The sequence below is a fragment of the Cellulosimicrobium sp. RS genome (genome assembly GCF_046159675.1).
Taxonomy (GTDB): domain Bacteria; phylum Actinomycetota; class Actinomycetes; order Actinomycetales; family Cellulomonadaceae; genus Cellulosimicrobium; species Cellulosimicrobium funkei.
The window spans coordinates 171,633-194,492 of record NZ_JBJXVU010000002.1; the positions used below are offsets into that span (position 1 = coordinate 171,633).

Below are 22,860 nucleotides of genomic sequence, written 5' to 3' on the forward strand. Positions count from 1 at the left end.
CGCGCTCAGGGGCCCGCGACGGTGAAGCCGACGCTCACGGTCGGCCCGAACCCGGCGGTGTCCGACCACGGCTCGACGAACCGGATCCCGAACGTGTGCGGCCCGGGGGCGAGGCCGCGCACCTGGCGCACCGCGGGCTCGTCGCCGAGCTCGTGGAGGTTGCCGGTCGAGCGCCCGTCGACGAACGCCTCGACGACCAGGCCCGCGGTACCCGCGAAGGTCACGAGGACGGAGAAGCGCGGGTCCTCCCACGGCGCGGTCTCGCGCGCGCCGAGGACCGTCTCGCCGGGGCCCGGCGACAGCACGCGCGGGAGGTCGAACACGTAGGGGCCGAGCGGCGCGGCGGCCGCGGAGACGACGCCGTCGACCTCCTGGACGACGTCGAGCACGTGCTCCCCGGTGGCACCGAGCCCGGTCGGGACGAGCGCCCAGCGGCCGTCGTCGGCGGCGGTCGTCGTGCCGACGACCGTTCCCGTCGCGTCGAGCGCCCGCACGCGCGCCCCGGGCTCCCCGGTGCCGCGCAGGGCGGGGTAGACGGTGAGCGTCCCGGCCGGGGGCGCCTCGTCGACGACGGGTGCCGGAGGCGCCGGTTCCTCGGGCCCGGGCTCTTCGGGCGCGGGTTGCTCCGGACCGGGCTGCTCGGGCTCCGGCGGGGCCGGCGCGGCCGGCTCGACCGACGGCGGGGCCGGCTCGGGCGCGGTCTCGCCGGCTCCGGGCGCGTCCTGCCCGTCCGGACGGGAGGCGGGTGGGGCGTCGAGGCCCGCGGCGGGCGGCTCGGGGCGGTCGCCCGCCCCGGCGGGGGCGTCCGGCTCGGTCGCGACCGGCACGTCGTCCGCGCCGTTCTCCGCGGGGTCGCCGTCCGGAAGGACGGGGAGCGGCGCGGCGAGACCGGGAGCGGACGACTGCTGCCCGGCCGCGGCGGCGGGCGGGTCGGCAGCGGACCACGGCCGCGCCACGGCCAGCACGCCGACGACGGCCGCCACGACCACCGCGGCGAGCGCGCCGACCAGGACACCGGGGACCGCGGCTCCCGCCGCGGCGGCTCCGGCCCCGGCGCCGGACGCCGCTCCGCCGACCCCGCCCCCGGTGGTGCCGGTCGTCAGGCCCGTCGTCGTGCCGGGAGCCGGGCCCGTCGGCGTGCCGGGTGCGGCGGTCGTCGCCGCGAGCCCGCCCGTCGCGGCGTCGACGGCGGCCGGGACGCCGAGGACGAGCGGGAGGAGGACGATGCGCAGGCGCGAGGCGACGTCGTCGACCTCCTCCGCGAGGATCGAGCACGACAGGCACCCGGTGAGGTGCTCCTCGACGCGGTCCTGCGCCGCGCGCGACAGCGTCCCGCGCGCGTGGTCGCCCAGGCGCTCGACCGTCCAACGGCACTCGGGGGCCACCGCGTCGCTGCTCACGTGGGCCTGGAGCCACTCGCGGCGCAGGCCCTCGCGGGCGCGGTAGGAGAGCGCGGCGGTCGCGCCCGCCGAGAGCCCGAGCAGCGGTGCCGCCTCGCGCGGCTCCATCCCCTCGACCTCGGTGTACCAGAGCACGGCCTGCCACCGCTCCGGCAGGCGGCGGAACGCGCGGACCGTCACCGAGCGCTCGAGGACCTCGGTCGACAGGTCGTGCGGGTCGACGACCTCGGGCACGTCCTCGACAGGCGTCGGGTCCGGCGTGCGGGCCCAGCTCGCCGCGACGCTGCGCAGCGTCGTGTAGAGGTAGGGCCGGAACGGGCCGGTCGGCCCGTGGCCGGACTGCAGCGCGCCGAGCACGCGCAGGTACGCCTCCTGGACGAGGTCGTCCGGGTCGTACGTCGCCGTGAGGCGGCGGGCCGCCGCGCGTCCGGCGTCCGCGTGCCGCTCCCAGAGCACGGCGAACGCCTCCGCGCGGCCCGCGCGCACCGCGTCGGCGAGCTGCTCGTCGCCGAGCTCCGTCAGGTCCTGCGTGTGCACGCCGCTCCCGTCCCGGCCGCCTCCGTCCGGCGGCCCTCAGGGAGGAAGACGCTCTCGGGCCGCGATCATGACGCGGGTCGGGGTGTGACGTGCGCGCGCGGTCGAGCAGCCCGCGTCGTACTGTGATCCACATCACTGGCAACGCGCGTCACGAACGGGCGCCCCGGTGCTCTTGCACTGGTGGGGGACGTCGCCACGACGGGTCACGTGGCGACACACCTGGACCGGTGGCGGTCCGCGACGAGAGCTTCGCTGGGGGGAGCTCTCGCGGCGGATCGCCACCGGTTCTTCCGTCTCCGGGAGGTTCCGTCCTGCCGGCACGTGCCCTCGCGTCCCGGTGGCAGCGCCCCCGATCTCAGACGGCGTCCGTGCGCGCGCCGAGCCAGGGCGCGAGGACGTCGGTGCGCCCCAGCCAGCGCAGCCCGCCGTCGGCCAGCTCGTCCGGCGTCGCGAGCACGTCGCGGAACGCGTCGAGGACCCGCTCGCGCACGTCGTCGCCCGGCTCGCCGTCCGGCGGCGTCGCGCCGACGACCACCACGCGCGTGTGCGGCTCGACGGGCCGCCCCTCGGCGGTGGTCGCGTCGTCCCACGTGCCGAGCGTGCCGATGCACAGCTGGCCGCCCGCGCCGTCCCACGCGCACAGCGAGTCCGGGCGGTTCGCGACGTGGAACACCCCGCGCGACCGGACCCGCCCGGTGCCCAGGTCCTCGATGCGACGCAGCAGCCGCTCGGAGTCGAAGGGGCGGGCCGAGCGCAGCTCGACCGTCCAGCTCCGGTCGCCCGCGCGGCGCGCGTGCCGGGGGAGCGGGCCCCGCACGCCGAGCGGGTGCGCCCGGCGCTCGCCGGCCACCGGGTCGTGCGTGCGTCCTGCGAGGTCGGCGGCGGCGAGCGCGTGGAGCCCGTCGACCCGGCGCGTCCCGACGCCGCGCAGCCGGTCGACGAGCCCCGCCCCGGTCGCGGCGGCGACGGGGTCCCCGGTCGTCACGACGAGGTCGGCGTGCTCGAGCTGCGCGGCGAGCACCTCCCCGACGGCCCGCTGGTCGTCCTCCGTGAGCCCGACGCCGCGCTCGGTGACGAGCTCGTCGTCGAGCAGGTCGTGCTCGAGCGTGTCCACGTCGGCGACGGCGAGCACGGTCGCGAGGCGCAGCCGCTCGAGCTCGCCGCCGGGGGCGGTCTGCGCGGCGAGCGCGCGGACGACGGGCAGCGACTCGGCCGCCACGGGGAGCGCGAGCACGACGTGCTCCCAGCGCCCGTCCTCCGCGAGCCGCCGCAGCGTCGGGACGGCGTCCTCCCGGACCGCGCACGACAGGCACGCGTGCTCGAGCGGCACGACCTCGTCCTCGACGACGCCGCTCGCGTCGACGACGACCCGGCGCAGCGCTCCCTCGGCGGCCCGGATGTCGTGGCGGAGCGCGACGACCCGCGGAGCCCCGACGACGAGCCCGAACACCGCGCTGTCGCGCAGCACGGGGTCGATGGTCGCGAGGACGCTGAGGGCGACGCGGGTGTCGTCGGGCGCCGGGTCTGGCGAGGGGTGTGACGAGAAGGGCATGAAGCGCTCCGATCCGTGGTCTGGGGCGTCCCGGGAGGCGCGGCGGCCGGCTCGGGAACAACCTGCTCCTGAGAACTGTTCTCGACAGCGGGTCAGCATAGCGTCTTGACGGGAATGATTCTCACTATCTAGTGTCGTCCCCGTCGCCCCGACCGACCCCGAGAGGAACCGCCATGTCCGCCGTCTGCCAGGTGCTCGGCACCGCTCCCGGGTTCGGCCACGCGATCTCGCACTCCCACGTGCGGACCAAGCGTCGCTTCGACCCGAACATCCAGAAGAAGCGCTACTGGGTGCCGTCGCTGGGTCGCCACGTGACCCTGCGCGTCAGCGCCCAGGGCATCAAGACCATCGACCGCCAGGGGATCGACGCCGTCGTGGCGCGGATCCTCGCCCGAGGGGAGAAGCTCTGATGGCTACCCGCACCGACCTCCGTCCCGTGATCAAGCTCCGGTCCACCGCGGGCACCGGGTTCACCTACGTGACCCGCAAGAACCGCCGCAACGACCCGGACCGCATGGTCCTGCGCAAGTTCGACCCCGTCGTCCGCCGCCACGTCGACTTCCGCGAGGAGCGCTGATGGCGAAGCGGTCGAAGATCGCGCGCAACGAGCAGCGGGCGGCCGTCGTCGCCCGCTACGCCGAGCGTCGCGCCGAGCTGAAGCGCGTCGTCGCGTCGCCGTCGTCCTCGCCCGAGGAGAAGGAGGACGCGGTGCGCGAGCTCCAGCGCCAGCCCCGCGACGCGAGCGCCACGCGCACGCGGAACCGCGACGTCGTCGACGGCCGCCCGCGCGGCTACCTGAGGAAGTTCGGTCTCTCCCGCGTCCGCCTGCGCGAGCAGGCGCACCGCGGCGAGCTGCCCGGAGTCACGAAGTCGAGCTGGTGACCGCCGCCCCGAGCGGCGGCCGGCCCTGGCTCAGCAAGGAGACCATCATGAAGAAGGACATCCACCCCGTCTACGGGCCCGTCGTCTACCGCGACAAGTCCGCCGACTTCTCGTTCCTGACCCGCTCGACCCTCGCGGGCGACCACCCGCAGGGCCCGGGCGTCCCGCGCGAGACCGTGACGTGGACGGACGGGAACACCTACCCGGTCGTCGACGTCGAGATCTCGAGCGCGAGCCACCCGTTCTACACGGGCACGCAGCGCGTCGTGGACACCGCCGGGCGCGTCGAGAAGTTCCGCCAGCGCTACGGCGCCCGCGGCGGCGCGCAGGGCGGGGGCGCGCGATGAAGGTCCGCGCCTCGCTCCGCTCGCTCAAGGACAAGCCCGGGGCGAAGGTCGTGCGCCGGCACGGCAAGACCTTCGTCCTCAACAAGGCCAACCCGCGCTGGAAGGCCCGTCAGGGCTGACCCGCGCACCACCACCACCGGAGAGGAGCGGCCGCCCGGGGGTCCGGGCGGCCGACCACGCATGCACCACACCGCACCCGACCCGACCGACGCCGCTGCCGATCCCGCCCGGGTGACGGCCCCTCCCGGCGCCCGTGCCCGACGCCGCCCGCTCGCCCTCGCGCTCGGCCTCGCCCTCCCGCTCACGCTCGTCGCGGCGTGCGCGCAGGGCGCGGGCTCCGAGGGCGAGCAGGGCGACGCGACCGAGCTGGCGCCGTCGGCCACGTCCGACGTGAGCGAGGCTGCGGCGCTCACACCGCGCCTCGCGATCACCTACGACGGCGGCGTCCAGGTCCTCGACGCGACGACGCTCGAGGTCGTCGACGACCTCGCGCTCGACGGCTTCAACCGCCTCAACCCCGCGGGCGACGGGCGGCACCTGCTCGTCTCGACGTCCGGCGGGTTCCAGGTGCTCGACGCCGGCACCTGGGCCGAGCCGCACGGCGACCACGCCCACTACTACACGGCCGACCCGGTCCTCACGGACGTGACGTACGCGGCCGAGAAGCCGGGCCACGTCGTCGTGCACGACGGCCGCACCGCGCTGTTCGACGACGGCACGGGCGACATCACCGTGCTCGACTCGGCCACGGTGGCCGACCCGCACGGCATCGACGACGCGCGCACCTTGACCACCCCCGCGGCGCACCACGGCGTCGCGGTCGAGCTGTCCGACGGCTCGCTCGTCGTCTCCGAGGGCACCGAGGACGCGCGCACCGGCGTCCGGCTCCTCGACGCCGCGGGCGACGAGGTCGCGGCGAACGACCAGTGCCCCGGCGTGCACGGGGAGGCCGTCGCCGCGGGCGAGGCCGTCGTCATCGGCTGCGAGGACGGCGTGCTCGTCGTCGCGGGCGGCGCGATCACCAAGGTCGCCGCCCCGGACGCCTACGGGCGCATCGGCAACCAGGCGGGCAGCGAGGCGTCGCCCGTCGTGCTCGGCGACTACAAGTCCGACCCCGACGCGGAGCTCGAGCGGCCCACGCGCGTCTCCCTCGTGGACACGCGCGACGCGAGCCTGCGCCTCGTCGACCTCCCCGCGAGCTACACCTTCCGCTCGCTCGGGCGGGGCGACGCGGGCGAGGCGCTCGTGCTCGGCACCGACGGGTCGCTGCACGTCATCGACCCGGAGTCGGGCACGGTCGTGCGGTCCGTCCCCGTCGTCGACGCGTGGGAGGAGCCCGAGGAGTGGCAGGAGCCGCGGCCGGCGCTGTTCGTCCAGGACGGCATCGCCTACGTCACGGACCCGGCCGGTCGCGCGATCCACGCGGTCGACTACGTGGGCGGCGAGGTGTGGAAGAGCGCGGAGCTCGACGTCGTCCCGAACGAGCTCAACGGGGTCACCGGCAAGCCGGCCACCACGGGGGGCCACGAGGCCGACGAGCACGCCCACGAGGACGGCGAGCACGGTCACGACGAGCCCGCGCACGACGAGCACGAGGGCCACGACCACGAGCACGAGGACGGCTGAGCGAGGACACGCGACGACGAGAGCCGCGAGAAGTCGCGCGAAACTCCGCGTGTTCCCTAGTGTTGTCCCCGGTGCACGGCCCCGCGGCTGGCACACTGAGACCGTGACGACGGGTGGTGACCACCGCGCGTCGTGAACCGAAGAAGGGATTCGCATGTCGCTCAACAAGTCCGAGCTCGTCTCGGCCATCGCCAGCAAGGCCGACCTGTCGAAGGCGGACGCCGAGAAGGCTCTCAACGCCTTCCAGGAGGTGCTCATCGAGTCGCTGGGCAAGGGCGAGGCCGTCAAGGTCACGGGCCTCCTGTCCGTCGAGCGCGTCGAGCGTGCCGCCCGCACGGGCCGCAACCCCCGTACGGGCGAGGAGATCTCGATCCCGGCCGGTTACGGCGTGAAGATCAGCGCCGGCAGCCTGCTCAAGAAGGCCGTCGCCAAGTGACGTCCCGCTGACCGGCCGTCGCCGGCCCGGTCAGCAGCACGAAGGCCCGGACCCCCGTGAGGGGATCCGGGCCTTCGTGCGTCGCACCCCCGGCGCCGAGCACGGGGTTGACGTCGTCATCGGCGTGATGGCGCCACCAACGACGTGCTCGACCGCGAGGAGGCTCGTGATCGGCGACCTGCGCGTTCTCAGGCGTGCACGACGTTCGCGAGGATGCCGTGCTGCGTGAGGCGCGTGCCGATCGCCTGGTCGACCTCGCCGAACGCCTTGTTCGAGCGCGCGACGCCGACGGCGCCGGCCATCGCGCCGTGCCCGGTCGGGCGGTCGATGCGCGCGACGAGCTGGTCGCCGTGGACCATGAAGTCGACCGTGAAGACGAGGTGCTGGGCCTTGCCGGCGAACGCGCCGAGCCAGAACGTCTTCTGCTTGCTGCCGCGCTCGGCGGCCCACTGGCCCGTGGGGCGCGTGGTCACCGTGAAGCCCTGCTCCTGGAGCGCGGCGTGCAGGTGCTGCTTGGCGACCTCCGGGTCACCGGAGAGGAAGTAGTCGACCGTGGCCATGAGGGCTCCTCGTGCGTCGTGGTGGTGGGTGCGGCGGTCGCGCCGGGTCGTGGCAGGGCGCGCGGCCCCGGGGATGCTACCGCCGGGCCGGACCGACGGCCCGACCTGTCTTGAGAATCGTTCTCACGAACCGGTAGGCTGGGCGCTCGCCCACCGGAAGGACCCCTCATGGCCGTGCCCAAGCGCAAGCTCTCCCGCTCGAACACCCGCGCCCGTCGCTCGCAGTGGAAGGCGCAGGTGCCCGAGCTCGTGACCGTCGTCGTCGATGGCCGCGAGGTCACCCTCCCGCGCCGCCTCGTCGCGGGCGTGCGCCGCGGCCACGTGACGCTCCCCGAGTGAGCCGGCGGGGGCCCCGGACGGCCCGGCCCGCGCGATCGGTGCCCGACGGCGCGTGCCGCCGGGCGTCGTCGGGCCGCCGTGGCAGCATCCTCGCGTGAGCGCACCGACCTCTCCCGAGACGCCCGGGCGCGGCGAGCGCCGCACGCGGTCCCGGCGAGTGCCCGACGTCCTGGCGCGCGGCACCGCACGCACCCCGGCGCACGCGCACGCCCACGCGCACGGCCCAGCCGCGCCCGCGACCCGGCGCGTGCGGGTCACGCTCGCCGCGCTCCTGGTGCCCGCGCTGCTCGTCACGCTCGCCGGGCTCGTCGCGCTGTGGCCCGCCGCGGCGGACGTGCCCGCACGCATCCCCGTCGCCGCGGAGGGCAGCACCGTCCTGCGCGCGACCGTCACCGGGCCGGTCGACGAGGCGACGAGCGAGGTGCCCGCCCGGCTCGACGCGGGCTCCCGCGCGGGCGGCGAGGACGTGGGCGGCGACGCGATCACCGTCAACGCGCCGCCCGAGTACGTCGCCTACGGGTTCGACGAGGGCGACCGCCTGCGCGTCCTGTACATCGCCGAGGCCGCGGGCGCGGGCGGCACGCCCTACGTCTTCATGGACTTCGAGCGCGGGCTGCCCATCGGCGTCCTCGCGGTCGCGTACGCCGTCGTGGTGCTCGCCGTCGCGCGGTGGCGGGGCCTCGCGGCGCTCGCGGGGCTCGCGGGCGCGTTCGTCGTCATCACGTCGTTCACGCTGCCCGCGCTCCTCACCGGGCAGAACGCGCTGGGCGTCGCGCTCGTGACGTCGTCGCTCGTCATGTTCGTCGTGCTGTACGTCGCGCACGGGTTCACCGCGCGGACGTCGACGGCGCTGCTCGGCACCCTCGTGGGCCTGGTGCTCACGGCCGTGCTGGGCTGGTGGGGATCCGGGGCGGCCAACATCACGGGCCTCACGTCGGAGGAGTCCCTGTGGATCCCGCAGTACGCGCCCGAGCTCTCGATCCGCGGGGTCGTGCTGTGCGGGATCGTGCTCGCCGGCATGGGCGTGCTCAACGACGTGACGATCACGCAGGCGTCCGCGGTGTGGGAGCTGCGCGCCGTCGCGCCGCTCGCGACGCGGCGCGAGCTGTACGCGCGCGCGATGCGGATCGGGCGCGACCACATCGCCTCGACCGTCTACACGATCGCGTTCGCGTACGTCGGCGCCGCGCTGCCGCTCCTCATGGCGGTCTACCTCTCCGACCAGAACCTCGCGACCAGCCTCACGTCGGGCGAGATCGCGGAAGAGGTCGTGCGCACGCTCGTCGGCTCGATCGGGCTCGTCCTCGCGATTCCGATCACCACGGGCATCGCGGCGCTCACCGTGCCCGGCACCGGCTCGGCGCGGTCGGTCCCCGTGGGTAGGGTCGAGGTCCCCGCGACCTGACGGCGGGCGCGCCCGCTCGCGCGGGCACGACGACCGGGGCGACCCGGCGGCACGACGAGAGGACGACGGTGACGGAGACGACGGACGGCCTGAGCGGCCGGGACGGCCGGGACGTGGCGGTGCTCGGGCCGGGCGGGGTCGGCGGGCTGGTCGGCGCGCTGCTCGTCCGGTCGGGCGCCCGGGTGACGTTCCTCGCGGGCGAGGCCACGGCGGCCACCCTCACGGAGCGCGGCCTCCACGTGCGCAGCCGCCAGGTGGGCGACCTCCACGTGCCGGCGCGCGCGGCCACGCGCCTCGACGCCCCGGTCGACGTCGTCGTGGTGGCGGTCAAGCAGACCGCGCTCGACGACGCGCTCGACCGCGTGCCGCCGGAGGTGCTCGGTGACGGCGTGGTCGTCCCGATGCTCAACGGCCTCGACCACCTCGACGCGCTGCGCGCGCGGTACGGCACCGCGCGCGTGCTCCCCGCGACGGTCCGCGTCGAGTCCACGCGCGTCGCGCCGGGCGAGATCGAGCACACGAGCGCGTTCGTCGAGGTCGACGTCGCGCCGGGTGGGGTGGCCCCGGAGCGGGTCGAGGCAGTCCGCGCGCTCCTCGACGGGGCGGGCATCCCCACCACCGTGCACGACGACGAGACGGCGCTGATGTGGGCGAAGCTCGGCTTCCTCGCGCCGTTCGCGCTACTCACGACGGCGCACCGCGCCCCGATCGGCGAGGTGCGGACCACGCACCGGGCCGAGCTCGAGGCGCTCGTCCGCGAGGTCGCCGCCGTCGCGGCGGCGAGCGGCGCGCCGTCGGACCCGGACCGCACCCTGACGTTCTACGACCGCTTCGGGCCCGACGCGAAGTCCTCGATGCTGCGCGACGCCGAGGCGGGCCGGCCTCTCGAGACCGACGCGATCGGCGGCGCGATCGTGCGCGCCGCCGACCGCGCGGGGGTCGACGCGCCTCTGACGCGCGCGCTCGTCGAGCGACTCGGGGGCTGAGCGCGGCCGTCGTGAGGTCTCCCGGCGCGCGGGCTCATCCCGCGGCCGGGCCGGGCGCCGCGACGGCTGCTCGGCGGCGCGGCTCGCGTGCTTCCCCGCCGCCACGTGTCCTGACGCTGTCGCGAGATCCCACAGGTCCGTTCCAGTACCCGCCCGGCTGCACGACGGTGACCGAGACCCCGAATTGCCCGCCTCCATCGCGAGCGCCTCCCCCATCCTTTCGAGCGCGAACTTGCTCGCGCTGTACAGACCCGTGCTCGGGAAGCCGGCTAGCTGTACCCGGCCAGGACATTGGTTACCGCCGGCTGGTCGGGTACAGCTAGCGCGGCGATGCTCGACATCTGGAGCACGTGGCCCGAGCCCTGGCGCCGCAGGTGCGGCAGCACCGCCCGGCTACCCCACTGTCGTCCGGGGCATCTACCGCGCCGAGCTGCTGACGAAGGTCGATATCGCCGCCCGTGCAGGCAGCACCCGCCGCTCGCTCGACGCTTTAATCAACTCACGAGTGGTGCCCGCGTAAGGGAGTTCCCGGATCTATATCCCCGGATGAACCGCTGCGCTGCGTGAGCGTCTGACGAAAGCCCCAATCACGCGCGCGCGGATTGCGCGAAGTGCTGGGGGCGGGGGCCGAGTTGGAGACCACAGTATCTACGGCAGGATGCCAGGCGCGGAGGGGGGCGCAGGGGTTCTCCTCTTTCAAGCAGGAGGCAACTGTTATGAAGCGAAGCGCCCGCGCGGCGAGCGCCGTTGTGATCGCGGCGATACTGACGGCGCTCGGCGTGGTTCCCGCGGTCGGAGTACCGGGTGGGACCCACGTTGGCGGCGAGTTCGTCGAAGCCCCTCTCCTGGCTCAGAACGGGGACGAATCGTGGGATGTCGACTGGGATCGCCTGTCGACCGAACCTGTCCCCTATGTCGAGGCCGACTCTCCCCAGGAGGCGATCGAGATCTTCGACAGCCTCGAGTCGAACGAGGGTCTCGCGAGGACGTCCGCCGCGTCGGTCAACTATGGGCCGTGCAAGTTGCACCCGTCTGTCGTCTACTTCCGCACCTCGTCGAACAAGGGCGCAGTCGGGTTCAAGCCGTACACGAAGTGCAGCAACAACGTGACCTCCATCCACCACGAGAGCACGCTTCGGTACGAGTACTTTGGGCTCTGGCTTGTCGCGCTCAACAAGACTGGCGGCAACCGCGGCGTCATGAACTACACCCAGAAGAACATCGAGTACTACTGCCTCGGCAACATCGACACCGACTTCGGCGGCACGACTCTCGGCACGATCGTCTACCTTGGTAGGACGTACTACGCGCGTGTGTATACCCCCCGCGTCGAGCTGGGCTGCACCGTTTAGCGAGGACGTGTCGACCATGGGAACCGAATCAACGCACCTGCTGCTTGTCTATGCACGAAGTGGCTCTGGGGAAGACGAGCCACGAGTCTCGTGCGTGTCCGACCTGGCCGAGATCACACACGTCGAATCAGAGCTCGCCCGCATCAACCCAGAGCTCGAAGTGCGCTGGGAATCGGTCCCGTGGCAGCACACCGAACCAGGAGTTGGCCGTGTTGGATCCGACGTGGTGCACGTCGTGAGCGTAGGAAGCCCCCGAAACTTGATCGGTCTACGGGCCTTTGACAGCAGGCACGATGCCGAGTCGTTCGCCGTCGACTATGCCGAGGAGACAGTTGTCGAGACCTGTCGACTGAACGACATCGACCGGCAAGCGCTGGAATGAGCTGAAGGCGCCCCAGATGCTCCGGGGCGGGGTAGGGCCCGGTCGTCGCGCAGCGACCGGCCCCTGCTCGACGTCGGAAGTCATGCCCCGTGCTCCACACGGAGCGGTCTCGCGGTGTCAGCCACCCATCCGATAGAAGATTGCCCCTTCCCAACCCGCCGCTGTTCGCCTCGATGTCGCGAACCGCGCCCAGCTTTCTAGCGCAGCGAGGTACGTGGCGTAGTCGTCGGTGTGCCAGTGGCGAGCCGCATGTCTGTCTTCTCGTTGATCCACGTGAGCACACGGTTGTCCAGCACGGGCGCAGCGATCTCATGGTCGTGGACGCCACGCGCGGTTGCGGTGTACAGCCACTTCGTGAAGAACGCGGGGCCGCGTTGCTTGACGCGTCCGAGCAGAGAGTTGTTCAGGCACCGGTAGCCCACGATGGCTCCGACTCGGCGGGCGACGTATGTCGACCGCGTCCTCGACACGGCGCTGGGCGGGCTGCGCCCGCGCTGACGCGCGCGGTTCCTCACGACCGCGGCCGAGCTCTTCACCGGACCGCCACGCGACCCCCTGTGGACGTGTCCCCAGGCGCCTCACAGGTTCGCCAGGATGTCCGTCATGAGAGAGCCGTGGGTCGACGTCGCGCTGGCGCGGCTCCCCGAGACGCGTTCCTGCCCCGCGTGCGCCGCGCCGTTGCGGTCGTCGCGGTGCGACCGGTGCCTGCTCGACCTCGTCGGGCCGCTCGCGTTCGAGGTGGCGGCGGCGTCGACCGACGCGGCCGACGCGCTCCGGCGGCGCCAGACCGCCCTCGACACGCTCCGGGCCGCCCAGCCCGAGGCGGCCGCGTGGGCCGCCCGTGCCGCCGTCGCGCCCCCGCCCGGCATGCTCCCCGGCATCCGGCCCGGTGGTCGGCCCGGTGCAGCAGCGGGCGGCGGCTGGCGGACCCCGGCGGGCCCGCCGCCGATGCGCCCGCTCGACGCGAGCGGGCGCGGCGCGGCGGGGCCTCGCTCGTCGACCCTGTCGCCCGTGGCCGGACCGGGTGGGCCGGTGCGTCCGGGAGCGGCCGGCCCGGTCGTGCCGGTGCCTGCGCCCGGGCCTGCGGGCCCGCGCGCCGGTGGCGTCGGTCCGGGTGCGGCGCCCGCGCGGTCCGTCGGCCTCCAGCCCGTGCTCGCCGGGGCGGGCGCCGGGCTGCTCGCCGTGGCCGCCGTCGTCTTCGTGTTCTTCACGTTCGCCGACGACCTGACCCTGCGCGCCCTCGTCACCGGGGTGGTCACCGCGCTCACGGTCGGCGCCGCGGTGCTCCTGCGGTCGCGCGGACTGCGGTCGTCCGCGGAGGCCGTCGCGGCGCTGGCCGTGGTGCTCGCGCTGGTCGACGTCGAGCTCGCGCTCAGCGCGTGGGCGCTCGACCCGGTGGGTGCCGCCGCGGCGCGCGCGACGCTGCTCGCCGTCGTGCTCGTCGGCCTCGGCGTCGTGGGCGAGCGGGCGCGCGTCCGGGCCTGGGTGACGGGCGCCGTCGTGCTCGGTCCTCTCGTGCCGCTGGTCGCGGCGCCTGCGGCGCAGGCGTCGTGGGGCTGGGCCGTCGCGCTCCTCGTGACGGCGTGCCTGACGGCGGTCGCCGGCCCCGTCGCTGCGGCGGCGAGCGCGCGCGTGGGCGGCACCCTCGGCGCGGAGCGCGGGTTCCTGGGCGTCGTGCGCACGGTCGCCGTGCTCCTCGCGGTCCTCGTCGGGTTCACCGTCGCCGCGCCGCCGGGGCTGCCCGGGGGAGCGGGTGCGGCGCTCGTCGCGCTCGGGGCGGCGCTCGTCGCGACGCTGCTCCGGGTCACGACGGGCGAGCGGCGCTGGTACGCGGTCGGCGGCGCCGCGGCGGTGCTCGCCGGCGCGCTGCTCGGCACGGGCGACGGCGTCGGCTTCGTGGGTCTCGCGCCCGCGCTCGGCGCGCTCGCGTGGGTCGTCGTGCTGGTGCTCACCGGCCGCCGCGTGTCGGCGGGGGTGCTCCGGGCACCCGTCCCCGCGGTCGGCCGCTCCGACGCGCTCCTCGGAGGCGCCGTCGTCGTGCTCGTCATGGCGGGCCCCGCCCTCGCGCTCGCGGGCCTGCGGGCCGCCGAGGTGCTCGTGACCCCGACCGCGGGGACGAGCGCCGTGCTCGACGACGCGCCGCTGGGCGTGGGTGTCCTGTCCGCCGGGCTGGCGGGCGAGGGCACGGCGCCCGGGACCGTCGGCGCGACGCTGCTCGACGGCACGCTCGTCGGCCTCCTCTCCGTGCTCGTCGTCCTGCTCGTCGCGGCCCGGCTCCCGCTGCGCACGTCGCGGACCGCGCCGCCCCTCCTCGGTGGGACGGGCCGGCTCGGGACGGCGCCGCTCGTCGTGACCGGGCGCGCGCTCGCCCCGTGGGCGGCCCTCGCGCTCGTCCTCACCCTCGTGCTCGACCCGCGGCTGGCGGGCGTCATGTCGCTCGTCCTGCTCGGGCTGCTCGCCGCGGCGCTGCTCGTCGTGACGGCGCGGCCGGCCGCGGCCGCCGCGCCCGCCGGCACCGATCCCTCCGCGGGCGCCCCGTCGCCCGGCGCCGTCGTGCGCGCCGTCCGGCGCGGGCTCGGACGCGCCCTGCGCCCCGTCGCGCGTCTCGTGCCCGGCGCGCGCACCGCCGTCCGCCACGGTCTGCTCCCCGTCGGCCGGTCCGAGCGGCGGGCCGCGCACGCCGCCGCCGTCGCGGGCACCGTCCTCGCGCTCGTCCTCCTCGTCGCCGGGTCCTGGGTCGCGCGCCCGACGGCGACCGTCGGGGCCGTCGTCGTCGGCCTGCTCCTGCTCGCGGCGCGCGCCGCCGCGCCGCGCGCCCTGCACGCGCCCCTCGTCGGGGTCGCCTACGGGTACGCGCTGCTCGTGCTCGGGGTGACGCTCGCGTGGAGCGGCGCCGGGACGGTCGTCGTGCTGTGCGGGGTCTCCGGCGTCGCCTCGCTCGCGGCGCTCGCGGTGACGCTCGCCCCGCGCGTCGACCGGCACTCGTGGTGGGCGGTCCTCGGCGTGACGGCCGTGCCGTTCGGGCTCGGCGTGCTCACCGTCGTCGACGAGCGCAGCACCTGGTCCGTCGCGGCGTGCCTCGCGATGCTCGCGCTCGAGGTCGTCCTGGTCGGCTCCCGGCGCCCCGGCTCGGTGACGGCGCTGCGCGTCCTCGCCGCGGCCCTCGTGCTCCCGACGGCGGCCGTCGCCGTGGTGAGCGCGGGCGCGCTCGTGCTCCCGGGCAGCGGCTCGCCCGTCGTCCTGCCCGTCGTCGCCGTCCTCGTCGCGGCGGCCCTCGCGGGGGCCCGGCCGCTCGCGGCACGGCTCGACCTCGGGGCGGGCCGCGTCGCCGTCGAGGGGAGCGCGGCCGTGACGGGGGCCATCGCGGTCGGGCTCGCGTACGGGCGCCCCGCCGCGGGCCCGACGATCGCCGTCGCCGTGCTGCTCCTGCTCGCCGTCGGTGCGGGGCTCGCCGCGCGCGACCGCGACCGGCGGGGGGAGTGGTGGCTCGCCGCCGTCCTGGGCACCGCGGCGCTGTGGACGGCGCTCGCGGCCGCCGAGGTCGGGCTCGTCGAGGCGTACACCGCGCCGCCCGCGGTCGCCGCCGTCGTCGTGGGCGCGCTCCTCGCCCGCCGTGCGCGGCGCTGGTGGGAGCTCGCGGGCGCGGGTCTCGTGCTGCTCGTCGTGCCGTCGGTGCTCGTCCTGGGCGCGGCCCCGGGCGCGGGCGACGTCCGCGCGTCGCTGCTCGTCGTCGCGGGTGCGGTGTCCGTCGCCGGTGCGGTGCTGCTCCGGCAGGGCACGACGGCGGGCGGCGTCGCCCCGGCCGCGACGACCCGCAGCGCGTGGCGGCGTGCCGGTGCGCTCCGGCTCGCCGGAGCCGCGGTGCTCGCCGCGGTCGCCGGGACGGTGGAGTCGCTGCACGTCGCGCACGTGCCCGGCGGTGGTGCGCTGTTCGTCCTCGGGTTCGCGTGGGCGCTCGCGGCAGGCGGCGTGGCGCTCGGCGCGGGGCTCGTCGCGGCGCGCGCGGCCTCGGGGCGGGGTGCCGCGGCGGCGCGGCGCTGGGCCGTCGCGCCCGCCCTGACGCTCGTGGTGGTCGGCGCCGTCGCGAACGTGCGACCCGTGTGGGGCGTCATCGCGACGGTCTGGCTCGTCGAGGTCGCGCTGCTCGCGGTGCTCGTGGTGGGGGTGCGCCGCGCCGTGCGCGGGCGGCTCGACCTCCCGCCCGCGTGGTTCCTGTGGCTGCTCGCCCTCGTCGCCGCGATCGGCGCGTGGTCGCCGCGCGAGCTGCGCGTCGAGGTGTTCTCCCTGCCCCTCGGCGCCGGGCTCCTCGTCGCGGGCTACCTCGCGCTCGCGGCGGGCAGGGCGGGCACAGCGGGCACAGCGGGCACCGCGGGCACGACGAGCACGGCGGGAACCGCGGGCACGGCGGGCACGGCCGCGGGCGGACCGAGCGGTGTCCCGGCCGCGCCCGCGCGCACGGCCCGGCCCCTCGGCGGCTGGCCCGTCGGCGTCGTCGGGTCGTGGCGTGCGCTCGCACCCGGGCTCCTCGCGCTCGTCGGGCCGTCGGTGCTCGCGACGTACACCGACGCGCGTACGTGGCGCGCGATGCTCGTCGTCGTGCTCGCGCTCGCGGCGGTCCTCGTCGGGACGCGCAAGCACCTCGCGGCGCCGTTCCTGCTGGGCGTCGCCGTGCTGCCCGTCGAGATCCTCGTCGTGTTCGTCTCGCAGCTCGGCACGCGCATCTCCGCCGGGCCGTGGATGCTCACGCTCGCCGCGGCGGGCGGCCTGCTGCTCATCATCGCGACGTACTACGAGCGGCGGATCGCCGCGTACGACGGCGCCGCCGCGTACGTCCGGGACCTGCGCTGAGTCGCCGGGCTTGAGTCGCCGGGCTGAGTCGCTCGACGGCGTCAGCCGCGGCGCTGCTTCTCGATGAGCGGCCGCAGCCGGTAGGGGATGAGCTCTCCCATGGAGAGCGACGTCTCGGTGCGCTCGACGCCGTCGATCGCGAGGATCGCGGCATCGATGCGGAACAGGTGGTCCGTGTCGCGGCACGCGACGGTGACGCGCAGGTCCGCGGTGCCGCTGCGCCCGAACGCCTGCACGACCTCGGGGATGCGCGCGAGGTCGTCGACGATGCGCGCGAGCTCCTTCTGCCGGAGCTGCACCTCGACGAACGCCGTGAGGGGGTGCCCCAGCACGTGCGGGTCGATGCGCCGGTCGAGGTCGAGGAACGCGCCCTCGGCCTCGAGCCGTGCGAGCCGCGCCGCGACCGTGTTGCGGGAGAGCCGCAGGCGGTCGGCGAGCGCGACGATCGTGGCCCGCGGGTCGTCGGCGAGCGCGAGCAGGAGGTCGAGGTCGACAGCGTCGGCGCTGTGCATGGTGCTCACTCTAACCGAGTGACGGCGGTCACAGTGCACGATGCGTCAGGCGTCGGTGGAGCCATGTGCGTGACGCGGGTTACGTTCCCCCTACCTCGGTCCTCGACGGAGAGGACCGGCTCCCCGAGGTGAGGTGGCGACGATGCCCAGCGAACCTGCGGTGCGGACCGGACCGACGGCGGCGACCCCGCCGAAGGCGTACGACGGTCACCGGGCGGCAACCCCGCGCGACGCACGAGCAGACCGGAAGAACGTGGTGCGCGACGTGCGCAAGGACGCGCCGCGGCAGGACCCGCCCGACCCGGTCCCCGGGTCGACGCCGACCCTGCGCGTGCTCGACGAGGACGGCACCCGCCACCGCGACCCGGACCTCGACCGGTGGCTCGCGGACCTCGACCCGACGGCGCCCGACGACGCCGCGCGCGCGGCGGCCCGGTCGGCGCTGCTGCGGCTCCACGAGGACATGGTCGTGGCGCGTCGCATCGACGCGGAGGCCACGGCGCTCCAGCGGCAGGGCGAGCTCGCGCTCTGGCCGCCGCTCCTCGGCCAGGAGGCGGCGCAGGTCGGCTCGGCGCGCGCGCTGCGCGACGACGACTTCGTCTTCTCCTCCTACCGCGAGCACGCCGTCGCGCGGGTGCGCGGCGCAGCGCTCGTCGACCTCGTGCGCGTGTGGCGCGGCGTCGCGGTCTCCGGCTGGGACCCGTACGCGATCGGCATGGCGTCGCCGCAGGTCATCATCGGCGCCCAGGCGCTGCACGCGACGGGCTGGGCGATGGGCGTGCAGAACGACGTCGACGCCGGCCGCGTCGACGCCGCCGCCGGGCTGCCGGTCGGGGTGTCGTACTTCGGCGACGGCGCGATGAGCCAGGGCGACGTCAACGAGGCGTTCGTCTTCGCGTCCACGTACCGCTCGCCGGTCGTGTTCTTCTGCCAGAACAACCAGTGGGCCATCTCCGAGCCGGTCGCGCTCCAGTCGCGCGTCCCGCTCGCGGAGCGCGCCCGCGGGTTCGGCCTGCCGGGCGTGCGCGTCGACGGCAACGACGTCCTCGCGGTGCTCGCCGTGACGCGCGCGGCCCTCGACCGCGCCCGGAACGACGGCGGCCCCACCTTGATCGAGGCCGTCACCTACCGCATGGGCCCGCACACCACGGCCGACGACCCGAAGCGGTACCGCGACGCGGCCGAGGTGGAGGAGTGGACGCGCCGCGACCCGATCGCGCGCTTCGAGGCGTACCTGCGCGCCGTCGGGGTGCTCGACGACGCGGGCGCGGCGCGCGTGCAGGAGGTCGCCGACGCGGCGGCCGCCGAGCTGCGCGCCGGGTGCGTCGCGCTCACCGACCCGCCGCCGCTCTCGCTCTTCGACCACGTCTACGCGGAGCCGCACCACGCGCTGGACCGCGAGCGCGCGGAGTACGCGCACTACCTCGCCGGCTTCGACGGGGAGGAGGCGCGATGACGACCCTCACGCTCGCGAAGGCGCTCGGCGCCGGCCTGCACCGCGCGATGACGGACGACGACCGCGTGGTCGTCATGGGCGAGGACGTCGGCCGCCTGGGCGGCGTCTACCGCGTGACGGACGGGCTCCAGGCGGAGTTCGGACCGCGGCGCGTGCTCGACACGCCGCTCGCGGAGTCGGGGATCATCGGGACGGCCGTCGGGCTCGCGTACCGCGGCTACCGGCCGGTGTGCGAGATCCAGTTCGACGGCTTCGTGTTCGTCGCGTTCGACCAGATCCTGTCCCAGCTCGCGAAGATGCACGCCCGCACCGGCGGGAAGGTGCGCCTGCCGATCACGATCCGCATCCCCGTGGGCGGCGGCATCGGCGCGGCCGAGCACCACTCGGAGTCGCCCGAGGCGCTGTTCGCGCACACGGCCGGGCTGCGGGTCGTGTCGGTCGCGAACCCCCAGGACGCGTACACCGTGCTCCGCCAGGCCGTCGCGTGCGACGACCCGGTGATCTTCTTCGAGCCCAAGCGGCGCTACCACCTCAAGGGCGAGGTCGACCTCGACCCCGTCGACCCGCCGGCCATGGACCGGGCCCGCGTCGTGCGCGAGGGCCACGACGTCACGCTCGTCACGTGGGGCGGCCTCGTCGGGACCGCGCTCGACGCCGCCGTCGCCGCGTCGGACGACGGCGTGTCCGTCGAGGTGATCGACCTGCGCTCGCTGTCGCCGATCGACCACGACACCGTCGCGGCGTCGGTCCGCAAGACGGGGCGGGTCGTCGTCACGCACGAGGCGCCCCGCCAGGCGGGGCTCGGCGCGGAGATCGCCGCGACCGTGACGGACCGCTGCTTCGAGCACCTCGAGGCCCCGCCCGTGCGGGTCACAGGCCACGGCATCCCGTACCCGCCCGCGAAGCTCGAGGGCCACTACCTCCCGGACCTCGACCGCATCCTCGACGGCGTCGACCGCGTCCTGGGGCGGGTGGAACCGTTCGTGCCGGCGTCCGGGCGTCCCGTCGCGGAGGTGACCCGATGACGGCGCTGCGCGAGTTCCGCCTCCCCGACCTGGGCGAGGGCCTCACCGAGTCCGACATCGTCAGCTGGCACGTCCACGCGGGCGACCACGTCGAGCTCAACCAGGTCATCGCCGAGGTCGAGACCGCGAAGGCCCTCGTCGACCTCCCGTCCCCGTACGCGGGCGTCGTCGCGTCCCTCCACGCCGAGGAGGGCCAGACGGTGAGCGTCGGCGAGCCGCTCGTCACCTTCGAGGTCGACGACGGCGCGGCCACCGCGTCCGGCGGCGGTCCGGAGGGCTCGTCCGCCGGGGTCCCGGCCCGGGTGCCCGACGCCGTCCCCGCCCTGGTCGGGGCGGTCGCCGGGTCGGGGGTCGCCCCGGCCGCCACTGCGGCCGAGCCCACCGACGAGCCCGAGCCGAACCTCGTCGGCTACGGGGCACGCCCCGACCGGGTCGGGCGGCCCGCGCGTCGACCCCGGCGGGCGGTGGCTGAAACCCAGGTTTCACGGCCCGACGTCGCCGAGGCGCCCCGCCGCACCACCGTGACCGGCGAGCGGCCCCGGTCGACGCCGCCGGTGCGCGCGCTCGCGAAGAAGCTCGGCGTGCGGATCGACCGGGTCGAGGGCTCCGGCCGCGACGGGCTCATCACGCGCGAGGACGTCCTCGCGGCGGTGAGCTGCCATCGCGACGTCGCACGCCGACCGCGCGACGAGCACCACGCGCACCCCGCGACGTCCGCCGGCCCGGGGGCACCGAGCGGCGAGAAGCGAGAACTGGCCCCTCCGGACCGCGGCCGAGGGGCCACTTCTCCCCTCTCGGCGCCGGGCGCGGTGACGGGCGTGGCCGCCGACCGCGCGGCCGGCCTCGAGGCGGAGGTCGTGCCCGTGCGGGGCGTGCGCAAGCACACCGCGGCGGCGATGGTGGCGAGCGCGTTCACGGCGCCCCACGCGACGGTGTTCCTCACCGTGGACGTGACGCGGAGCGTCGAGCTCCTGGAGCGGCTGCGCACCCACCGCCTCGTGCGCGGCGCGCGGATCACCGTGCTGGCGCTCGCGGCCCGCGCGCTGTGCCTCGTGCTGCCGCGCCACCCCGCGCTCAACAGCGCGTGGCGCGACCTCCCCGACGGCTCGGCAGAGATCGTGCGGTACCGGCGGGTGCACCTGGGGATCGCGGTCGCGACCGACCGGGGGCTCGTCGTGCCGCACGTGCCCGACGCCCAGGCGCTCGACCTGCCCGACCTCGCCGCCGCGCTGACCGACCTCACGACCACCGCGCGCGACGGCCGCACGACGCCCGAGCGCCTGACCGGCGGGACGATCTCGATCACCAACGTCGGGGTGTTCGGCGTCGACGCGGGTACCCCGATCCTCGTCCCCGGCGAGGCGGCGATCCTCGGCCTGGGGGCGGTGCGGCGTCGGCCCTGGGAGCACGACGGCGAGGTCGCGCTGCGCGACGTCGTCACGCTCAGCCTGTCGTTCGACCACCGCGTGGTCGACGGCGAGCAGGGCGCGCGCTTCCTCGCCGACCTGGGCGCGCTGCTGGAGGACCCGGCGCTCGCGCTCCTCGCCGGGAGCCGGCAGGAGGTGGTCGCGTGACCGTCCTGACGAGCGCCGTCGAGCCCGGGTCGGACGCGGCCCGCGCGAACGACGCCGCGCAGCGCGGGCTCGCGCAGGAGCTGCGCGAGCGCACGGCGGACGTCGCGCGTGGCGGCCCGGCGTCGGCGCGCGACCGGCACGTGGCGCGCGGCAAGCTGCTCCCGCGCGACCGCGTCGACCGGCTGCTCGACGAGGGCAGCCCGTTCCTGGAGATCGCACCGCTCGCCGGGTACGGCGTGGACGACGGCGCGTGGCCGGCGGCGGGCGTCGTCGCCGGGATCGGGGTGGTCAGCGGGCGGCAGGTCATGGTCGTGTGCAACGACGCGACCGTGAAGGGCGGCACGTACCACCCGCTCACGGTGAAGAAGCACCTGCGGGCGCAGGAGATCGCGCTGGAGAACCGGCTGCCGTGCGTCTACCTCGTCGACTCGGGCGGTGCCTTCCTGCCCCGGCAGGCCGAGGTGTTCCCGGACCGCGACCACTTCGGCCGCATCTTCTACCACCAGGCGCGTCTCTCGGCGGCGGGGATCCCGCAGATCTCCGCGGTGCTCGGGTCGTGCACGGCGGGCGGCGCCTACGTGCCCGCGATGAGCGACGAGACGGTCATCGTGCGCGGGCAGGGCACGATCTTCCTCGGCGGGCCGCCGCTCGTGAAGGCGGCGATCGGCGAGGTCGTCACGGCCGAGGAGCTCGGCGGCGGCGAGCTGCACGCGCGTCGCAGCGGCGTCGTCGACCACCTCGCCGACGACGACGAGGACGCGCTCGACACCGTGCGGCGCATCGTCGCGACGCTCCCGCCCGACCCGGAGCCCGCGTGGGACGTGGCGCCCAGCGAGCCTCCCCGCGTGGCGGGTGCCGCCGTACAGGACCCGGGGGAGGATCTGTACGCCGCCGTCCCGGCCGACGTCCAGGCTCCCTACGACCCCCGCGAGGTCATCGCCCGGCTCGTCGACGGGAGCCGGTTCGACGAGTTCAAGCGCGAGTACGGCGACACGCTCGTCACGGGCTTCGCGCGGATCCACGGGCACCCGGTGGGGATCCTCGCGAACCAGGGCGTGCTGTTCTCGGCGTCCGCGCTCAAGGGGGCGCACTTCGTCGAGCTGTGCGACCAGCGCGGCATCCCGCTGCTGTTCCTGCAGAACATCTCCGGCTTCATGGTCGGCACGGACGCCGAGGCGGGCGGGATCGCGAAGGACGGCGCGAAGATGGTCACGGCCGTCGCGACGACGCGCGTCCCGAAGCTCACGGTGATCGTCGGCGGCTCGTTCGGGGCGGGGAACTACTCGATGTGCGGCCGCGCGTACTCGCCGCGCTTCCTGTGGTCGTGGCCCGCGAGCCGCATCTCCGTGATGGGCGGCCCGCAGGCCGCGTCCGTGCTCTCGACGGTCAAGCGCGACCAGCTCGCGGCGCGCGGCGAGGCGTGGGACCCCGATGCGGAGGCCGCGTTCTCCGCCGGCATCCGCGCCGACTACGACGAGCACGGCAGCCCCTACTACGCGACCGCGCGGCTGTGGGACGACGGCGTGATCGACCCCGCCGACACGCGCCGCGTGCTCGGCCTCGCCCTCGGCGTGTGCGCTCGCACGCCCCTCGCCGAGACCTGGACCGGTGACCGGTTCGGCCTCTTCCGGATGTGAGCCG

Annotated in this window: 22 protein-coding genes; 17 read left to right on the forward strand and 5 right to left on the reverse strand. The window is 75.6% G+C overall.

Annotated elements, in window-relative coordinates:
• Positions 1–5 precede the first annotated feature (5 nt).
• Complete coding sequence (locus tag ACI769_RS03975) at positions 6–1,937, reverse strand: sigma-70 family RNA polymerase sigma factor (protein ID WP_409141208.1); 1,932 nt, start codon at positions 1,935–1,937, stop codon at positions 6–8.
• Positions 1,938–2,292: 355 nt separating this feature from the next.
• Positions 2,293–3,489, reverse strand: a complete 1,197-nt coding sequence (locus ACI769_RS03980) for a GTP-binding protein (protein ID WP_085386805.1) — start codon at positions 3,487–3,489, stop codon at positions 2,293–2,295.
• Positions 3,490–3,662: 173 nt separating this feature from the next.
• Here ACI769_RS03980 and rpmB point away from each other — a divergent pair, with 173 nt between their 5' ends.
• From rpmB to ACI769_RS04015, 7 genes are all read left to right on the forward strand, one after another.
• Positions 3,663–3,899 (forward strand): 50S ribosomal protein L28, encoded by a 237-nt coding sequence (gene rpmB / locus ACI769_RS03985; protein ID WP_085386804.1) that lies wholly within the window; start codon positions 3,663–3,665, stop codon positions 3,897–3,899.
• Entirely contained in the window at positions 3,899–4,066 is a 168-nt protein-coding gene (gene rpmG / locus ACI769_RS03990; RefSeq protein WP_021483268.1) for a 50S ribosomal protein L33, read from the forward strand. Before rpmB ends, rpmG begins: the two co-directional genes overlap by 1 nt.
• A complete protein-coding gene (gene rpsN / locus ACI769_RS03995; protein ID WP_085386803.1) occupies positions 4,066–4,371 on the forward strand; it encodes a 30S ribosomal protein S14 in 306 nt (101 codons plus the stop codon). Before rpmG ends, rpsN begins: the two co-directional genes overlap by 1 nt.
• A gap of 47 nt (positions 4,372–4,418) precedes the next feature.
• Positions 4,419–4,718 (forward strand): type B 50S ribosomal protein L31, encoded by a 300-nt coding sequence (locus tag ACI769_RS04000; protein ID WP_021483270.1) that lies wholly within the window; start codon positions 4,419–4,421, stop codon positions 4,716–4,718.
• The gene (ykgO, locus tag ACI769_RS04005) at positions 4,715–4,837 is read left to right on the forward strand and encodes a type B 50S ribosomal protein L36 (RefSeq protein ID WP_021483271.1); all 123 of its coding nucleotides are present in this window, start codon (positions 4,715–4,717) and stop codon (positions 4,835–4,837) included. The genes ACI769_RS04000 and ykgO overlap by 4 nt, the downstream gene beginning before the upstream one ends.
• Before the next feature lie 61 nt (positions 4,838–4,898).
• Positions 4,899–6,344 (forward strand): zinc metallochaperone AztD, encoded by a 1,446-nt coding sequence (aztD, locus tag ACI769_RS04010; protein ID WP_409141209.1) that lies wholly within the window; start codon positions 4,899–4,901, stop codon positions 6,342–6,344.
• A 154-nt stretch (positions 6,345–6,498) separates the two neighbouring features.
• Positions 6,499–6,780, forward strand: a complete 282-nt coding sequence (locus ACI769_RS04015) for an HU family DNA-binding protein (protein WP_021482680.1) — start codon at positions 6,499–6,501, stop codon at positions 6,778–6,780.
• A gap of 188 nt (positions 6,781–6,968) precedes the next feature.
• Here ACI769_RS04015 and ACI769_RS04020 read toward each other — a convergent pair whose 3' ends face one another.
• Positions 6,969–7,340 carry a hypothetical protein gene (locus ACI769_RS04020; protein WP_021482679.1) on the reverse strand — a complete coding sequence of 124 codons (372 nt, stop codon included), beginning with the start codon at positions 7,338–7,340 and terminating at the stop codon, positions 6,969–6,971.
• A gap of 168 nt (positions 7,341–7,508) precedes the next feature.
• On the opposite strand from ACI769_RS04020, the gene rpmF reads away from it, so the two are divergent.
• From rpmF to ACI769_RS04045, 5 genes are all read left to right on the forward strand, one after another.
• Complete coding sequence (rpmF, locus tag ACI769_RS04025) at positions 7,509–7,679, forward strand: 50S ribosomal protein L32 (RefSeq protein WP_009864893.1); 171 nt, start codon at positions 7,509–7,511, stop codon at positions 7,677–7,679.
• A gap of 94 nt (positions 7,680–7,773) precedes the next feature.
• On the forward strand, positions 7,774–9,084 hold the full coding sequence (locus ACI769_RS04030; protein ID WP_409141210.1) for a YibE/F family protein: 1,311 nt from the start codon (positions 7,774–7,776) through the stop codon (positions 9,082–9,084).
• 68 nt (positions 9,085–9,152) lie between these two features.
• Positions 9,153–10,070, forward strand: a complete 918-nt coding sequence (locus ACI769_RS04035; RefSeq protein WP_198163124.1) for a ketopantoate reductase family protein — start codon at positions 9,153–9,155, stop codon at positions 10,068–10,070.
• Between the two features lie 716 nt (positions 10,071–10,786).
• Positions 10,787–11,422 carry a hypothetical protein gene (locus ACI769_RS04040; protein ID WP_157446525.1) on the forward strand — a complete coding sequence of 212 codons (636 nt, stop codon included), beginning with the start codon at positions 10,787–10,789 and terminating at the stop codon, positions 11,420–11,422.
• 94 nt (positions 11,423–11,516) lie between these two features.
• Positions 11,517–11,804: a hypothetical protein gene (locus tag ACI769_RS04045; protein ID WP_043659635.1), complete on the forward strand. Its 288-nt coding sequence runs from the start codon at positions 11,517–11,519 to the stop codon at positions 11,802–11,804.
• Between the two features lie 197 nt (positions 11,805–12,001).
• Here the strand turns inward: ACI769_RS04045 and ACI769_RS04050 are convergent, their stop codons facing one another.
• Positions 12,002–12,340 (reverse strand): hypothetical protein, encoded by a 339-nt coding sequence (locus tag ACI769_RS04050; protein ID WP_085386802.1) that lies wholly within the window; start codon positions 12,338–12,340, stop codon positions 12,002–12,004.
• Positions 12,341–12,407: 67 nt separating this feature from the next.
• On the opposite strand from ACI769_RS04050, the gene ACI769_RS04055 reads away from it, so the two are divergent.
• A complete protein-coding gene (locus ACI769_RS04055; protein ID WP_409141211.1) occupies positions 12,408–16,652 on the forward strand; it encodes an SCO7613 C-terminal domain-containing membrane protein in 4,245 nt (1,414 codons plus the stop codon).
• A 41-nt stretch (positions 16,653–16,693) separates the two neighbouring features.
• On the opposite strand, the gene ACI769_RS04060 is transcribed toward ACI769_RS04055, so the two are convergent.
• Positions 16,694–17,164, reverse strand: a complete 471-nt coding sequence (locus ACI769_RS04060) for an Lrp/AsnC family transcriptional regulator (RefSeq protein WP_034655696.1) — start codon at positions 17,162–17,164, stop codon at positions 16,694–16,696.
• A 253-nt stretch (positions 17,165–17,417) separates the two neighbouring features.
• On the opposite strand from ACI769_RS04060, the gene ACI769_RS04065 reads away from it, so the two are divergent.
• From ACI769_RS04065 to ACI769_RS04080, 4 genes are read left to right on the forward strand one after another with little or no spacing between them, the layout of a single operon-like run.
• Positions 17,418–18,620 carry a thiamine pyrophosphate-dependent dehydrogenase E1 component subunit alpha gene (locus ACI769_RS04065; RefSeq protein ID WP_409141298.1) on the forward strand — a complete coding sequence of 401 codons (1,203 nt, stop codon included), beginning with the start codon at positions 17,418–17,420 and terminating at the stop codon, positions 18,618–18,620.
• Positions 18,617–19,645, forward strand: a complete 1,029-nt coding sequence (locus ACI769_RS04070; RefSeq protein WP_114553432.1) for an alpha-ketoacid dehydrogenase subunit beta — start codon at positions 18,617–18,619, stop codon at positions 19,643–19,645. Before ACI769_RS04065 ends, ACI769_RS04070 begins: the two co-directional genes overlap by 4 nt.
• The gene (locus tag ACI769_RS04075) at positions 19,642–21,219 is read left to right on the forward strand and encodes a dihydrolipoamide acetyltransferase family protein (protein WP_409141212.1); all 1,578 of its coding nucleotides are present in this window, start codon (positions 19,642–19,644) and stop codon (positions 21,217–21,219) included. Before ACI769_RS04070 ends, ACI769_RS04075 begins: the two co-directional genes overlap by 4 nt.
• Positions 21,216–22,856, forward strand: a complete 1,641-nt coding sequence (locus ACI769_RS04080) for a carboxyl transferase domain-containing protein (protein WP_409141213.1) — start codon at positions 21,216–21,218, stop codon at positions 22,854–22,856. Before ACI769_RS04075 ends, ACI769_RS04080 begins: the two co-directional genes overlap by 4 nt.
• Positions 22,857–22,860 lie beyond the last annotated feature (4 nt).